Below are 14,308 nucleotides of genomic sequence, written 5' to 3' on the forward strand. Positions count from 1 at the left end.
CTCGCATCAGCTGCGAACGGCACCACCACGCCTGTAAGGAACCGCCCCATGAACCACGACGTCATCATCACCTGCGCACTCACCGGTGCTGGCGACACGACCGCCAGAAGCCCGCACGTGCCGGTCACTCCCAAACAAATCGCCGCCGCCGCCGTGGAAGCCGCCAAGGCCGGCGCCACCGTGGTGCACTGCCATGTGCGCGACCCCGAGACCGGCAAGTTCAGCCGCGACGTCGCCCTGTACCGCGAAGTGATGGAGCGCATCCGTGAGGCTGACATCGACATCATCGTCAACCTCACCGCCGGCATGGGCGGCGACCTGGAAATCGGCGGCGGCGAGAACCCGATGGAGTTCGGCCCCAATACCGACCTGGTCGGCCCGCTGACCCGCCTCGCCCATGTCGAAGAACTGCTGCCAGAAATCTGCACCCTGGACTGCGGCACCCTGAATTTTGGCGATGGCGACACGATTTACGTCTCCACCCCGGCGCAGCTGCGGGCGGGCGCCAAGCGCATCCAAGAGTTGGGCGTCAAAGCCGAACTGGAAATTTTCGACACCGGCCACCTGTGGTTCGCCAAGCAGATGATCAAGGAAGGCCTGCTCGACAACCCGCTGTTCCAACTGTGCCTGGGCATCCCGTGGGGCGCGCCGGCCGACACCACCACCATGAAAGCCATGGTCGACAACCTGCCGGCCGACGCGGTGTGGGCCGGGTTCGGGATCGGGCGCATGCAAATGCCCATGGCCGCGCAAGCGGTGCTGCTGGGCGGCAACGTGCGGGTCGGCCTGGAAGACAACCTGTGGCTGGACAAGGGCGTACTCGCCACCAACGGCCAACTGGTGGAACGCGCCAGTGAAATCCTCAGCCGCCTGGGCGCGCGGGTCATGAGCCCGGCGGAAGGCCGCATCAAGATGGGCCTGACCAAACGCGGCTGACCGAATCAAAAAATGTGGGAGGGGGCTTGCTCCCTCCCACAGGGAATCACCGAACGCTTTAGGAATTTGCCATGCGCTTTATCACTGAGATCAAAACCTTCGCCGCCCTCGGCAGCGGTGTCATCGGCAGCGGCTGGGTGTCCCGTGCCCTGGCCCACGGCCTCGACGTGGTCGCCTGGGACCCGGCGCCGGGTGCCGAAGCGGCGCTGCGCAAACGTGTCGCCAATGCCTGGGACGCTCTGGAAAAACAGGGCCTCGCGCCCGGCGCATCCCAGGACCGCCTACGCTTTGTCCCCACCATCGAAGAATGCGTGAAAGACGCCGACTTCATCCAGGAAAGTGCCCCGGAACGCCTGGAGCTGAAACTGGAATTGCACAGCAAGATCAGCGCCGCGGCCAAGCCCAATGCACTGATCGGTTCGAGTACCTCCGGGCTGTTGCCGAGTGAGTTCTATGAGGGTTCGACCCACCCGGAACGCTGTGTGGTCGGCCATCCGTTCAATCCGGTTTATCTGTTGCCGCTGGTGGAAGTGGTCGGCGGCAAGCACACCGCGCCGGAAGCGATCCAGGCGGCGATCAAGGTGTATGAATCTCTCGGCATGCGCCCGCTGCATGTGCGCAAGGAAGTCCCCGGTTTTATCGCCGACCGCTTGCTCGAAGCGCTGTGGCGCGAGGCGCTGCACCTGGTGAATGACGGCGTGGCCACCACCGGCGAGATCGACGACGCAATCCGTTTTGGCGCCGGCCTGCGCTGGTCGTTCATGGGCACCTTCCTCACCTACACCCTGGCGGGCGGTGATGCGGGCATGCGGCACTTCATGGCGCAGTTCGGTCCGGCGTTGCAGTTGCCGTGGACCTACCTGCCGGCACCGGAATTGACCGACAAGTTGATCGACGATGTGGTCGATGGCACCAGCGAGCAACTGGGCAAACACAGCATTTCGGCGCTGGAGCGCTATCGTGATGATTGCCTGCTGGCGGTGCTCGAAGCGGTGAAAACCACCAAAGCCAAGCACGGCATGACTTTCGCCGAATAACGGAACCCTCACCATGCCTGCACTGACCACCTACACCACCCCAGTCCTTGCCGACTGGGTGGACTACAACGGCCACCTGCGCGATGCGTTCTACCTGCTGATTTTCAGCTACGCCACCGACGCGCTGATGGACACCTTGGGCCTGGACAGTGAAAACCGCGAAGCCAGTGGCCATTCGCTGTTCACCCTCGAACTGCACCTGAACTACTTGCACGAAGTGAAACTCGGCGCCGACGTGGAGGTGCATACACAACTGATCGCCCACGACGCCAAGCGCCTGCACCTCTATCACAGCCTGCATTTAGTGGGCGATGAGAAAGAACTCGCCGGCAACGAACAGATGCTGCTGCACGTCGACCTGGCCGGTCCACATTCGGCGCCGTTTACCGACGTAACGCTGGAAAAACTCGCAACCATCTGCGCTGAACACGCTGACCTGCCACGCCCTGCTCTTCTGGGCCGGGTGATTGGATTGCCAACCAGAAGATAGCGAAAAAAAGCCCCGGTCCAGCCGTGACTGGAGCGGGGCAGAGTGCTGTGTGTGAGCCGTACATCCCGAGGGTGACCAAACCTTCAAGCTGTTTGCTGGTAGCCAGTGTGCCTATTACTTCAATGGGTAAATGACCCGAAAACGACACGTTCATAGCCATCTGAGCCATTCGTGCATTCTGCCCTTGCCGACCGGCTGGGGGGCTACCAGAATCCAAGTCGCTACCGCTCCCTTCACCAGGATAAACGTCATGATGCACGCGGATTTGATTGACCAGGATGACCTGCTGAGCCAACTGCGCTCGCTGGGTTTCGAGGTGTCCAGCGGCGCCAGCGCCGAGCAGGCATGTGAGTGCGCGGTACGCGGTTTGAACCCGGCACGGGCCAAGGCGCTCAAGGGTATGGTTGAGCAGATGTACACCGGCAGTGCGACGATTTTGCCGGCAGTGCGTCAGGCGATCGATAAGCAGTTGTTACCGGCGCTGATGCAGTTCAAGCAGAACTCTGGCGCCTGACAATCCCCTGTGGCGAGCGGGCTTGCCCGCGTTGGGCTGCGCAGCAGCCCCAATCTGAGCGATGCGGTGTATCAGGCAGACCTCAACTGCAGGTGTTGGGGCCGCTTCGCAGCCCAACGCGGGGCAAGCCCGCTCGCCACAAGGTTGGTTTAGAGGTTGGTTTAGAGCCGTACACTCGCGAAAGTCGACTCATTGCGCGCCTGGCTTAATGCCGACAGCGGCCCCGACAATGGTGACAACACCAGCGCCTGCGGTATCGGCATCATTGCCACCTGCTGGGTGGTGTTGGAGCCTACGCGCTCATCCCGTGGCGGAATGCCGAAGTATTCGCGGTAGCACTTGGAGAAGTGCGGCGTGGACACAAAGCCGCACACCGACGCCACTTCGATGATCGACATCGGCGTTTGCTTGAGCAACTGCCGCGCGCGAATAAGTCGCAGCTTGAGGTAGTAGCGCGACGGCGAGCAGTGCAGGTATTTCTGGAACAGCCGCTCCAGTTGGCGGCGCGACACGGCGACGTACACCGCCAGTTCGTCCAGGTCGATCGGCTCTTCGAGGTTGGCTTCCATCAGCGCGACGATTTCCTGCAACTTAGGCTGGTTGGTGCCAAGCATGTGCTTGAGCGGCACACGCTGGTGATCCTGTTCGTTGCGGATGCGCTCGTACACAAACATCTCGGAAATCGCTGCCGACAGTTCACGACCATGGTCGCGGCTGATCAGGTGCAGCATCATGTCCAGCGGCGCGGTGCCACCCGAACTGGTGAAGCGGTTGCGGTCGAGGGTGAACAAACGGGTGCTCATCGACACACGCGGGAAGGCTTCCTGCATCGACGCCAGGCATTCCCAATGCACGCTGCAATCAAAACCGTCGAGCAACCCGGCGCAGGCCAGGGCCCAACTGCCGGTGCACACTGCACCCAGGCGACGGGACTGGCGCGCCTGGCTTTGCAGCCACGACACATGTTCACGGGTCACGGTGCGCTGGATACCCACGCCGCCGCACACAATCACAGTGTCCAGGGCCGGGGCTTTGTGCATGGAGGCATCGGGGGTGATTTGCAGACCGTCGCTGGCCCACACCTGGTTGCCGTCGACACTCAGGGTTGTCCAGCGATACAGCTCGCGGCCGGACAGCTGGTTGGCCATGCGCAGCGGTTCCACGGCCGAAGCCAGGGAAATCAGCGTGAAATTGTCCAGCAGCAAAAAGCCGATGGATTGAGGCGCACGGTTCTGGGGTTGAGCCCCGGAGTTGAACGACGTCATGGCGATATCTCCTCACACAAAGCGGGTGATGGCCTCAGGCGAGGCTCTTGTTATTGCGCTCTTCATCCGGCAAGGCGAGAGGCTTTGAATTGTATAGAGCAAATGCCATGCCTAAGTTTGAATGGCCATTCAATAAATCCTGAAAACGACCTTATGACGCGTCTAAATAAGCCCGTGCGGGACGTGCGGGATATGGATGAAAATGGACGTAGGAGACGCCTGCTCAAGGTGTGTGAGCAGTTCGGTAGCACTTGTGGGAAGGCGCTTTCAGCGCGTAGGAAAAGTCTGTCACCACACGCACAGGTAACGGGTGGTCGGAGGGGAAATCGTTCGGAAGCTACTTATCTATTTGCGACGCGCTAAAAGGTGGCGCTTTTGGTTGGAGTGTTCACTTTTTGAGCAGTATCGTCTGGATTACAGTATCGGGGGCAAGCCCCCGATACAGGCGACTCGGTCTCAGCACTCCACCGCACTGACCGCCAACCCACCCCGCGATGTCTCTTTGTACTTGTCATGCATATCCGCCCCGGTATCGCGCATGGTTCGGATCACCCGGTCCAGGGAGATAAAGTGCTGGCCGTCACCGCGCAGGGCCATCTGCGCCGCGTTGATCGCCTTGACCGCTGCAATCGCATTGCGCTCGATGCACGGCACTTGCACCAGGCCACCCACCGGGTCGCACGTCAGGCCGAGGTTATGCTCCAGGCCGATTTCGGCGGCGTTGCACAGCTGTTCCGGGGTTGCACCAAGGATCTCCGCCAGCCCGGCAGCGGCCATGGCGCAGGCTGAACCCACCTCACCCTGGCAACCGACTTCGGCTCCGGAGATCGAGGCGTTCTTCTTGCACAGGATCCCCACCGCCGCCGCACTGAGCAGGTAGTCGACCACGTTGGCTTCGGTGACTTCGTCGCTGAACTTCATGAAGTAGTGCAGCACCGCCGGAATGATCCCCGCCGCACCGTTGGTAGGTGCCGTGACCATGCGTCCACCGGCGGCGTTTTCTTCATTCACCGCCAGGGCGAACAGGTTGACCCATTCCATCGCGCTCAAGGTCGAGCCGATCACATTCGGCTTGTTCAACTCCTGCAAGCTGCGGTGCAACTTGGCGGCGCGGCGGCGCACGTTGAGGCCGCCAGGCAGGATGCCTTCGTGCTTGAGGCCCTCCTCGACGCACGCCTGCATGGCACGCCAGAGTTTCATCAGCCCGCTGCGGATTTCGTCTTCGGAGCGCCAGACTTTTTCGTTGGCCAGCATCAACTCGGCAACGCGCAGGTTGTGGGTCTTGCACAGCTGCAACAACTCCACGGCGCTGGAAAAATCATAGGGCAGTTCGGTGCGGTCCATGTCCGCCACACCGCTCTGCGCTTGGGCTTCATCCACCACAAACCCACCGCCCACCGAGTAGTAGGTGTCGCGGTGCAGCTCGCCGTCATCGCCAAACACCACCAGGGTCATGGCGTTGGGGTGAAAGGGCAGGTTTTCGTCGAGCAGGCGCATGTCGCGGGCCCACAGGAACGGCACGGGCAAACGCCCGTCGAGCAGCAGTGTGTCGGTCTCACGCAGGGTGTGGATACGCAGGCCGATCTGCGACGGATCGATCGCGTCCGGCCACTCGCCCATCAGGCCCATGATGGTGGCGGTGTCGCTGCCGTGGCCGATGCCGGTAGCCGACAATGAGCCGTATAGCTGAACTTCGACACGCCTGACCTGTTCCAACAGTTCACGTTCACGTAACCCTTGAACGAACAACGCCGCGGCGCGCATGGGGCCGACGGTGTGAGAACTAGAAGGCCCGATGCCGATCTTGAACAGGTCGAAAACACTGATAGCCATTGCGGTAGAACTCCTCGATAAGCACGGCCAGGCTTGAACGAGGTGCTACGCTCAGATCGCCCAGATGGCGGCATCATCAAGCTTTTATCCGCCGTCACGACGTCTCACACCGACGTAACCATGCTCACTAACGCCGCCCCCGTGCGAACAGGCGTTTTGGCCGTTTTTAGCGGTGCAGATGGGCAAAAACAGCCGTTTTGCCTTGGGGAAAACCTGTAAGCGACGTCACCGACACTGGATACGACCCTCCCTGTACTGGATACGACGCCCCCTGTAGGCGTCAGATTTTCACTGGTACATGATCAGTCACGACTCGTTTGCAAGGCACCGTGGCAGAGCTGTTGTCGCACGCTCCAACCGCAACACTTATAAAGCGCGGCAACTGCCGCCAGAAAAAACACAGGAGTCTACCCAGATGAAAGGTTCACCCTCGTTGTTGTTGGCCGCCATGCTGAGTCTGCCAGTCATGGCGCACGCCGCAGAACCGGAACAGTGCAAGACCGTCAACTTCTCCGATGTCGGCTGGACCGACATCACCGTCACTACCGCGACCACCAGCGAAGTCCTCAAGGGCCTGGGCTACAAGCCGCGCACCACGATGATTTCGGTACCTGTGACTTACAAGTCCCTGGCCGACGGCAAGAACATGGACATCTTCCTCGGCAACTGGATGCCGACCATGGAAAACGACATCAAGCAGTACCGTGATGCCGGCACCGTGGAAACCGTGCGCGCCAACTTGGAGAACGCCAAGTACACCCTGGCCGTCCCCGAGGCGCTGTACAACAAAGGCCTGAAAGACTTCGCCGATATCGCCAAATTCAAGGATGAACTGGGCGGCAAGATCTACGGCATCGAGCCGGGTAACGACGGCAACCGCACCATCCAGACGCTGATCGACAAAGACGCCTTCGGCCTGAAAACCGCCGGTTTCAAAGTGGTCGAATCCAGCGAAGCCGGGATGCTCTCGCAGGTGGAACGCGCCTCCAAGCGCGACCAGGCCATCGTGTTCCTCGGCTGGGAACCGCACCCGATGAACACCCGCTTCAAGATGAAGTACCTGACCGGGGGTGACGATTCGTTCGGTCCCAACTACGGCCAGGCCACCATCTATACCAACGTCCGCAAGGGCTACACCCAGGAATGCAGCAACGTCGGTCAGTTGCTGAAAAACCTGTCGTTCACCCTGAACATGGAAAGCACCCTGATGGGTAACGTCCTGGACGACAAGATGAAGCCCGACGCTGCGGCGAAAGCCTGGCTGAAGAAGAACCCGCAAGTACTCGACACCTGGCTCGCCGGTGTCACCACCGTCGATGGCAAACCCGGTCTGGAAGCCGTCAAAGCGTATCTGAACAAGTAACTGCTGACCCCGGGGCGGTGCGCTGCCTCGGGATGTTTTCCCCTTCGCATGTGGACATTCACTACCATGCTGACTGAACAGAAAATCCCACTAGGCCAGTACATCGCTGCCTTCGTCGAATGGTTGACCCAACACGGTGCCAACTACTTTGACGCAATCGCATCGACACTGGAAACGATGATCCACGGCGTGACGTTCGCGCTGACCTGGTTCAATCCACTGGCATTGATCGGTCTGATTGCGCTGCTGGCTCACTTTATTCAACGTAAATGGGGACTGACTGTTTTTGTCATCGCCTCCTTCCTGCTGATCCTCAACCTGGGGTACTGGCAGGAAACCATGGAGACCCTCGCGCAGGTGCTGTTCGCCACGCTGGTCTGCGTGGTCATCGGTGTGCCGCTGGGCATTGTTGCCGCGCACAAACCGATGTTCTACACCCTGATGCGGCCGGTGCTCGATCTGATGCAGACCGTACCGACCTTCGTCTACCTCATCCCTACCCTGACCCTCTTCGGGCTGGGTGTGGTGCCTGGCTTGATCTCCACGGTGGTGTTCGCGATTGCCGCGCCGATCCGTCTGACCTACCTGGGTATCCGTGACGTACCGCAAGAGTTGATGGACGCCGGCAAGGCCTTTGGCTGCTCGCGCCGTCAGTTGCTCTCGCGCATTGAACTGCCCCACGCCATGCCGAGCATCGCTGCCGGTATTACCCAATGCATCATGCTGTCGTTGTCGATGGTGGTGATCGCCGCCCTGGTGGGTGCCGACGGCCTCGGCAAACCAGTGGTCAACGCGCTGAACACCGCCGACATCGCCCTGGGCTTTGAAGCCGGCCTGGCGATTGTGCTGCTGGCCATCATGCTCGACCGCATCTGCAAACAACCCGACGCCAAAGTAGGGGGTGATGCATGAGCATTATCCGATTCGACAATGTCGACGTGATCTTCTCCAAAGACCCACGCGAAGCGCTCAAGCTGCTGGACCAGGGCATGAGCCGTAACGAGATCCTGAAAAAAACCGGGCAGATTGTCGGCGTTGAAAAAGCCAGCCTGGATGTGGAAAAAGGCGAGATCTGCGTGCTGATGGGCCTGTCGGGCTCCGGCAAGTCAAGCCTGCTGCGCTGCATCAACGGCCTCAACACCGTGAGCCGTGGCCAGCTGTTCGTGGAGCATGAAGGTCGCCAGATCGACATCGCCTCCTGCACCCCTGCCGAGCTGAAAATGATGCGCACCAAACGCATCGCCATGGTGTTCCAGAAGTTCGCCCTGATGCCCTGGCTGACGGTGCGCGAGAACATCAGCTTTGGCCTCGAAATGCAGGGCCGCCCGGAGAAAGAACGGCGCAAGCTGGTGGATGAAAAACTCGAGCTGGTGGGCCTGACCCAGTGGCGCAACAAGAAGCCGGATGAACTCTCCGGCGGCATGCAGCAGCGCGTCGGCCTGGCCCGCGCGTTGGCGATGGATGCCGACATCCTGTTGATGGACGAACCCTTCTCCGCCCTCGACCCGCTGATCCGCCAGGGCCTGCAGGACGAGTTGCTGGAACTGCAAAGCAAGCTGAGCAAGACCATCGTGTTCGTCAGCCACGACCTCGACGAGGCGCTCAAGCTGGGCAGCCGCATCGCGATCATGAAAGACGGCAAGATCATCCAGTACAGCGTGCCGGAAGAGATCGTGCTGAACCCGGCGGACGACTATGTGCGCACCTTCGTCGCCCATACCAACCCGCTGAACGTACTGTGCGGCCGCAGCCTGATGCGCACGCTGGACAACTGCAAACGCGTCAACGGTTCGGTGTGCCTGGATCCGGGCGGCGACTCGTGGCTGGACCTGGCCGAAGGCAACACCATCCAGGGCGCGCGGCAGAATGGCGTGGTGATGAACCTGCAGAACTGGGCACCGGGGCAACCGGTGGAAGGTTTGGGTCGGGTACCGACACTGGTGGATTCGAATATCGGCATGCGTGATGCGCTGCAGATTCGTTATCAGACGGGGAACAAGCTGGTGTTGCATGACAACAACCAGGTGGTGGGCATCCTCGGCGACAGTGAGCTCTACCACGCCCTGCTGGGCAAAAACCTGGGCTAACCACACTGCATAACAAATATGGGAGGGGGCTTGCCCCCGATAGCGGTGGATCAGTAACAGATGGACTGACTGACACACTGCAATCGGGGGCAAGCCCCCTCCCACATTTTTTGCCCCAGTGGCGTCAGTGACACCACCGGGCTTTCAACGCATCAGCTATAGACACGGCCAAGGAGCTGCCGATGGCTTTCAAACTGATCGAGCACGTCCCGGGTGATCTGTTCCTGGGCGAAGCCCATCAGGTCGTATTCCTGAGGCCCGTTGTGCAGGTACACCTCGGCACGGTAATAGCGGGTGCGTTCTTCTTCGGGCAGGTCACTCGGCGCCGACGAGTAAGCATCCAGGCTCACTTCATAAACGAACGGGTTGCCCTCTTCCATCTCGATGCGCACACCGATGCAGCGCTTGGACTTGCCCAACAGCGTCTGCACTTCCAACCCTTGCTCACGCAACGCGACCGCCGCCTCTTCCAGCGCCGGCGTGACGTGCTTGTCCATAAAGCGCTGCACAGTGCCCTGGCTCGGTTGCAGGTCGAGTGCCGTCAAACGCTCGCTGAAGCCACGACGCCCGCGTTCAGCCAGTTGCGCCTGCTCCTGTTCGATCGCCACGTCCTGGCGCATCGCCTTGTGCAAACCGAACATAAAGACAATCAGCACCACCGAGAACGGCAGCCCCGCCAGCACCACCATGGTTTGCATGGCTTCGAAGTTGCCGGCAAACAGCAGGCCGATGGTCACCAGGGTGATCACCGCCGACCAGAAGATGCGCAGCCAGTGCGGCGCATCTTCATCCACATTGCCGCCCTTGCAGGAAAGGTTGGCCATCATCACCGCGCCGGAATCCGCCGGGGTCAGGAACAGCACAAAGCCCACGAAGATCGACACGCCGATGACGATTTTCGACGCCGGGTAATGCTCCAGCAATTGATAGATGGCCATGGACGGTTGTTCCAGCGCCGTCTTGCCCAACTCCACCGCACCGTGGTTCAACACCAGGTCCAGCGCCGAGTTACCGAAGATTGACAGCCACGCCAGGGTGAAGCCCAGGGGAATCAGCAGCACGCCGGCCACCAGTTCACGCACTGTGCGGCCCCGGGAAATACGCGCGATGAACATGCCCACGAACGGTGCCCAGGAAATCCACCAGGCCCAGTAGAACAGGGTCCACAGGCCCATCCAGCGTTCGGTTTTGTCACCGTCGCCTTCGTACACGTAGAGGTCGAAGGTCTTCAGCACGATGCCGTTGAGGTAGTCACCGGTGTTCTGCACCAGGCCGTTGAGCAGGTGCAGGGTCGGGCCGAACAGCAGCACGAAGATCAGCAAACCGCTGAACAGCACGATGTTGAGGTTGGACAGGCGGCGGATACCGTTCTCCACGCCCGACACGGCGGCGATGGTCGCCACGGTGCTCATCACGATGATCACGATCAGCAAGTTGGTGTTGCTGTGCTGCATGCCGAACAGGTTTTCCAGGCCGGACGACACCTGCATCGAACCGATGCCCAGGTTGGTCACCAGGCCCAACAGGGTCACGAACATGCCGAAACCATCCACCGCGTGACCGGCCGCGCCTTTCACCCAACGCTCACCCACCAGCGGGTACAACGCCGAACGCAAGGCCAGCGGCTGGTTATGCCGATAAGCGAAGTACGCCACGGCCAGGCCGACCAGCGCATAGATCGCCCAGCCATGCAGGCCCCAGTGCAGGAAGGTCAACTGCAACGCCTGGCGGGCTGCGCCATTGCTGGCGGCGGCGCCTTCGGGCGGGTTGAAGTAGTGATCCAGCGGCTCGGAGGCACCGAAGTACAGCAACGAGATACCGATGCCCGACGAGAACAACATGCCGGCCCAGGCGCCGTAGCTGAAGTCCGGGGTGTCGTCCTTGCTGCCCAGTTTCAATTTGCCGTAGGACGAAAACGCCAGGCCGACCACAAACACCAGGTAAGCGGCGATGACCACCATGTAGTACCAGCCGAAGCTTTTGGAAAGCCAGGCCTGAGCTACGCCGAGCATGCGCCCGGCCTCCTGCGGGGCGATGATCAGAATGGCGGTCAACAACAGAATCAGCGCGGTGGAGGTGTAGAACACCCAACCGTTGACCCGCACCTTTTCCGGCGGGGTCTTTATAAGAGAGGCAGAACTCATGGCGCAGATGCTCCAGGCAGTGCGAGAGAGAAACACAAGGCAACGGTTATCCCGGCCTATCGATTTTTCGGCAGTCGACGGACGGGTGTTATAAAGACACCCCGAAAATTCTTGAGCCCCACCAGGCAGTGGGCAGGCCTTGATACCGCCTGTTTCAAAGGTTTTTGCAGGTGTCAGATGTCGCCGCCCTCATGTAGGAAATACCTGTAGGCAGCGACCATTTGTCGCAGAGCTTATTCTTTGTTGATTGAACGTTCAATCAAAACAAAATAGACTGGCCTTCAAGTCGACGAACGTGCATCACCCGTCGGCAGGCCTAAGGAGAGGTGCTACATGCCCAAGGTCGGTATGCAACCCATACGCCGCCAACAGTTGATCGAAGCCACGTTGACGGCCATCGATCAGGTCGGAATGGGAGACGCCAGCATTGCGCTGATCGCCCGTTTGGCCGGGGTCTCGAACGGCATCATCAGTCACTACTTTCAGGACAAGAACGGCCTGATCGCCGCGACGATGCGCTACCTGATGAACGTGCTGATCGAGAACGTTCATGAACGCAGGCTGGCGCTGGAAGATGACAGCCCACGGGCACACATTCAGGTAATCATCGGGGGCAACTTCGATGCCAGCCAGGTCAATGGCCCGGCAATGAAAACCTGGCTGGCCTTTTGGGCCGCCAGCATGCACCACCCGTCTTTGCACAGGTTGCAGCGGATCAACGATCAACGTCTGTATTCCAACCTGTGCTGCCAGTTCCGCCGGGAGCTGCCGCTGCCTGAAGCCCGCAGCGCGGCCCGGGGCCTGGCGGCGTTGATCGACGGTTTGTGGTTGCGCGGCGCCCTGTCGGGAGACGCTTTCGACACGGCGCAGGCGCAACGGATCGCTTACGAATACATGGATTTCCAATTGGCCAAGCAGGTGAGTTAGAGCCCTTACAAACGCTCAACCCCTGAACGTCTGCCGCTCAGTGTTGCCACACCCTTATGGCCCACTTTGCGGCGGGTAACGCCAACCACTTATGCACTTGCGAGGACTTTATGGCCCGTTTCGACCTGCAAAAACTCTACATTGACGGCGGCTACAGCGACGCTGGCAGCGATGCCACCTTCGAAGCCATCAACCCGGCTAACGGTGAAGTTCTCGCCCAAGTGCAACGCGCAACGAAAGAAGACGTTGAACGTGCCGTGGTCAGCGCTGAAAAAGGCCAGAAAATCTGGGCCGCCATGACCGCCATGGAGCGTTCGCGCATCCTGCGTCGTGCCGTCGACATCCTGCGCGAGCGCAACGATGAACTGGCCGCCCTGGAAACCCTGGACACCGGTAAAGCCTTCTCCGAAACCAAGTACGTCGACATCGTCACCGGTGCCGACGTGCTGGAATACTACGCAGGCCTGGTGCCGGCCATCGAAGGCGAGCAGATCCCACTGCGCGACACCTCGTTCGTCTACACTCGCCGCGAGCCGCTGGGCGTGGTCGCCGGTATCGGCGCCTGGAACTACCCGATCCAGATCGCCCTGTGGAAATCCGCACCGGCCCTGGCCGCCGGTAACGCGATGATCTTCAAGCCAAGCGAAGTCACCTCGCTGACCACCCTGAAACTGGCCGAGATCTACACCGAAGCCGGCGTTCCAGCCGGTGTGTTCAACGTCTTGACCGGCAGCGGCCGTGAAGTCGGCACCTGGCTGACCGAGCACCCGCGCATCGAGAAAGTCTCGTTCACCGGCGGCACCGACACCGGCAAGAAAGTCATGGCCAGCGCGTCGAGTTCTTCGCTCAAGGAAGTGACCATGGAACTGGGCGGCAAGTCGCCGCTGATCGTGTTCGAAGACGCCGACCTGGATCGTGCGGCAGACATCGCGATGATGGCCAACTTCTACAGCTCCGGTCAGGTCTGCACCAACGGCACCCGCGTGTTCGTGCCCAAGCACCTGCAAGCGGCGTTCGAAGCCAAGATCGTTGAGCGTGTTGCGCGCATCCGCGTTGGCGACCCGCAGGACGACAACACCAACTTCGGCCCGCTGGTCAGCTTCGCCCACATGGAAAGCGTGCTGGGCTACATCGCCAAAGGTAAGGAAGAAGGCGCTCGCGTGCTGTGCGGCGGCGACCGTCTGACCGACGGCGACCTGGCCAAAGGCGCCTACGTGGCCCCGACCGTGTTCACCGATTGCACCGACGAGATGACCATCGTCCGTGAAGAAATCTTCGGCCCGGTAATGAGCATCCTCACCTACGAAACCGAAGAAGAAGTGATCCGCCGCGCCAACGACACCGACTTCGGCCTGGCTGCGGGCCTAGTGACCAAGGACCTGAACCGCGCGCACCGCGTGATTCATCAACTGGAAGCGGGCATCTGCTGGATCAACGCCTGGGGCGAATCCGACGCGAAGATGCCGGTCGGTGGCTACAAACAATCCGGTGTGGGCCGTGAGAACGGCATCAGCTCGCTGAACAACTTCACCCGCATCAAATCGGTACAGGTTGAGCTGGGCGACTACGCCTCGGTGTTCTAAGACCCGAGCCTTGCGTTGCCTTTGAGGCCGCCATCGGGGGCGAGCCCCCTCCCACCTTTGACTGTGTAAACCCGATCAAATGTGGGAGGGGGCTTGCCCCCGATGAGGCCCGACCTGACCACACATCAA

Annotated in this window: 12 protein-coding genes; 9 read left to right on the forward strand and 3 right to left on the reverse strand. The window is 60.7% G+C overall.

The window, feature by feature from the left end; all coding sequences use genetic code 11:
- The first annotated feature begins 48 nt into the window (after positions 1 to 48).
- The 4 genes from J1G35_RS16380 (at position 49) to J1G35_RS16395 (ending at position 2,977) form a co-directional block, all read left to right on the forward strand.
- Positions 49 to 936 carry a 3-keto-5-aminohexanoate cleavage protein gene (locus tag J1G35_RS16380; protein WP_131699063.1) on the forward strand — a complete coding sequence of 296 codons (888 nt, stop codon included), beginning with the start codon at positions 49 to 51 and terminating at the stop codon, positions 934 to 936.
- Between the two features lie 71 nt (positions 937 to 1,007).
- Complete coding sequence (locus J1G35_RS16385) at positions 1,008 to 1,973, forward strand: L-carnitine dehydrogenase (protein ID WP_053128129.1); 966 nt, start codon at positions 1,008 to 1,010, stop codon at positions 1,971 to 1,973.
- Positions 1,974 to 1,986: 13 nt separating this feature from the next.
- A complete protein-coding gene (locus J1G35_RS16390; protein WP_223015455.1) occupies positions 1,987 to 2,463 on the forward strand; it encodes a thioesterase family protein in 477 nt (158 codons plus the stop codon).
- A 250-nt stretch (positions 2,464 to 2,713) separates the two neighbouring features.
- Positions 2,714 to 2,977, forward strand: coding sequence for a hypothetical protein (locus J1G35_RS16395; RefSeq protein WP_053128125.1), 264 nt, complete (start codon positions 2,714 to 2,716; stop codon positions 2,975 to 2,977).
- A gap of 161 nt (positions 2,978 to 3,138) precedes the next feature.
- Here the strand turns inward: J1G35_RS16395 and J1G35_RS16400 are convergent, their stop codons facing one another.
- Together J1G35_RS16400 and J1G35_RS16405 are read right to left on the reverse strand one after the other, a co-directional pair.
- On the reverse strand, positions 3,139 to 4,242 hold the full coding sequence (locus tag J1G35_RS16400) for a GlxA family transcriptional regulator (RefSeq protein ID WP_053128123.1): 1,104 nt from the start codon (positions 4,240 to 4,242) through the stop codon (positions 3,139 to 3,141).
- Positions 4,243 to 4,698: 456 nt separating this feature from the next.
- Positions 4,699 to 6,075: an L-serine ammonia-lyase gene (locus J1G35_RS16405; protein WP_223015456.1), complete on the reverse strand. Its 1,377-nt coding sequence runs from the start codon at positions 6,073 to 6,075 to the stop codon at positions 4,699 to 4,701.
- 415 nt (positions 6,076 to 6,490) lie between these two features.
- Here J1G35_RS16405 and J1G35_RS16410 point away from each other — a divergent pair, with 415 nt between their 5' ends.
- The 3 genes from J1G35_RS16410 (at position 6,491) to choV (ending at position 9,525) form a co-directional block, all read left to right on the forward strand.
- On the forward strand, positions 6,491 to 7,438 hold the full coding sequence (locus tag J1G35_RS16410; protein WP_053128119.1) for a choline ABC transporter substrate-binding protein: 948 nt from the start codon (positions 6,491 to 6,493) through the stop codon (positions 7,436 to 7,438).
- Between the two features lie 66 nt (positions 7,439 to 7,504).
- Complete coding sequence (gene choW, locus J1G35_RS16415) at positions 7,505 to 8,350, forward strand: choline ABC transporter permease subunit (protein WP_015886271.1); 846 nt, start codon at positions 7,505 to 7,507, stop codon at positions 8,348 to 8,350.
- A complete protein-coding gene (gene choV, locus J1G35_RS16420) occupies positions 8,347 to 9,525 on the forward strand; it encodes a choline ABC transporter ATP-binding protein (protein WP_053128117.1) in 1,179 nt (392 codons plus the stop codon). Before choW ends, choV begins: the two co-directional genes overlap by 4 nt.
- A 152-nt stretch (positions 9,526 to 9,677) precedes the next feature.
- On the opposite strand, the gene J1G35_RS16425 is transcribed toward choV, so the two are convergent.
- Positions 9,678 to 11,612 carry a BCCT family transporter gene (locus tag J1G35_RS16425; protein ID WP_347709459.1) on the reverse strand — a complete coding sequence of 645 codons (1,935 nt, stop codon included), beginning with the start codon at positions 11,610 to 11,612 and terminating at the stop codon, positions 9,678 to 9,680.
- A gap of 390 nt (positions 11,613 to 12,002) precedes the next feature.
- On the opposite strand from J1G35_RS16425, the gene betI reads away from it, so the two are divergent.
- Complete coding sequence (gene betI / locus J1G35_RS16430) at positions 12,003 to 12,596, forward strand: transcriptional regulator BetI (protein ID WP_223015458.1); 594 nt, start codon at positions 12,003 to 12,005, stop codon at positions 12,594 to 12,596.
- A gap of 110 nt (positions 12,597 to 12,706) precedes the next feature.
- Positions 12,707 to 14,179: a betaine-aldehyde dehydrogenase gene (betB, locus tag J1G35_RS16435; protein ID WP_223015459.1), complete on the forward strand. Its 1,473-nt coding sequence runs from the start codon at positions 12,707 to 12,709 to the stop codon at positions 14,177 to 14,179.
- Positions 14,180 to 14,308 lie beyond the last annotated feature (129 nt).

Source organism: Pseudomonas sp. SH10-3B, assembly GCF_019891415.1.
GTDB lineage: Bacteria > Pseudomonadota > Gammaproteobacteria > Pseudomonadales > Pseudomonadaceae > Aquipseudomonas.

Coding starts and splice junctions, on each gene's coding strand:
- J1G35_RS16380 (WP_131699063.1), top strand. CDS start 49: ATGAACCACGACGTCATCATCACCTGCGCACTCACCGGTGCTGGCGAC.
- J1G35_RS16385 (WP_053128129.1), top strand. CDS start 1,008: ATGCGCTTTATCACTGAGATCAAAACCTTCGCCGCCCTCGGCAGCGGT.
- J1G35_RS16390 (WP_223015455.1), top strand. CDS start 1,987: ATGCCTGCACTGACCACCTACACCACCCCAGTCCTTGCCGACTGGGTG.
- J1G35_RS16395 (WP_053128125.1), top strand. CDS start 2,714: ATGATGCACGCGGATTTGATTGACCAGGATGACCTGCTGAGCCAACTG.
- J1G35_RS16400 (WP_053128123.1), bottom strand. CDS start 4,242: ATGACGTCGTTCAACTCCGGGGCTCAACCCCAGAACCGTGCGCCTCAA.
- J1G35_RS16405 (WP_223015456.1), bottom strand. CDS start 6,075: ATGGCTATCAGTGTTTTCGACCTGTTCAAGATCGGCATCGGGCCTTCT.
- J1G35_RS16410 (WP_053128119.1), top strand. CDS start 6,491: ATGAAAGGTTCACCCTCGTTGTTGTTGGCCGCCATGCTGAGTCTGCCA.
- choW (WP_015886271.1), top strand. CDS start 7,505: ATGCTGACTGAACAGAAAATCCCACTAGGCCAGTACATCGCTGCCTTC.
- choV (WP_053128117.1), top strand. CDS start 8,347: ATGAGCATTATCCGATTCGACAATGTCGACGTGATCTTCTCCAAAGAC.
- betI (WP_223015458.1), top strand. CDS start 12,003: ATGCCCAAGGTCGGTATGCAACCCATACGCCGCCAACAGTTGATCGAA.
- betB (WP_223015459.1), top strand. CDS start 12,707: ATGGCCCGTTTCGACCTGCAAAAACTCTACATTGACGGCGGCTACAGC.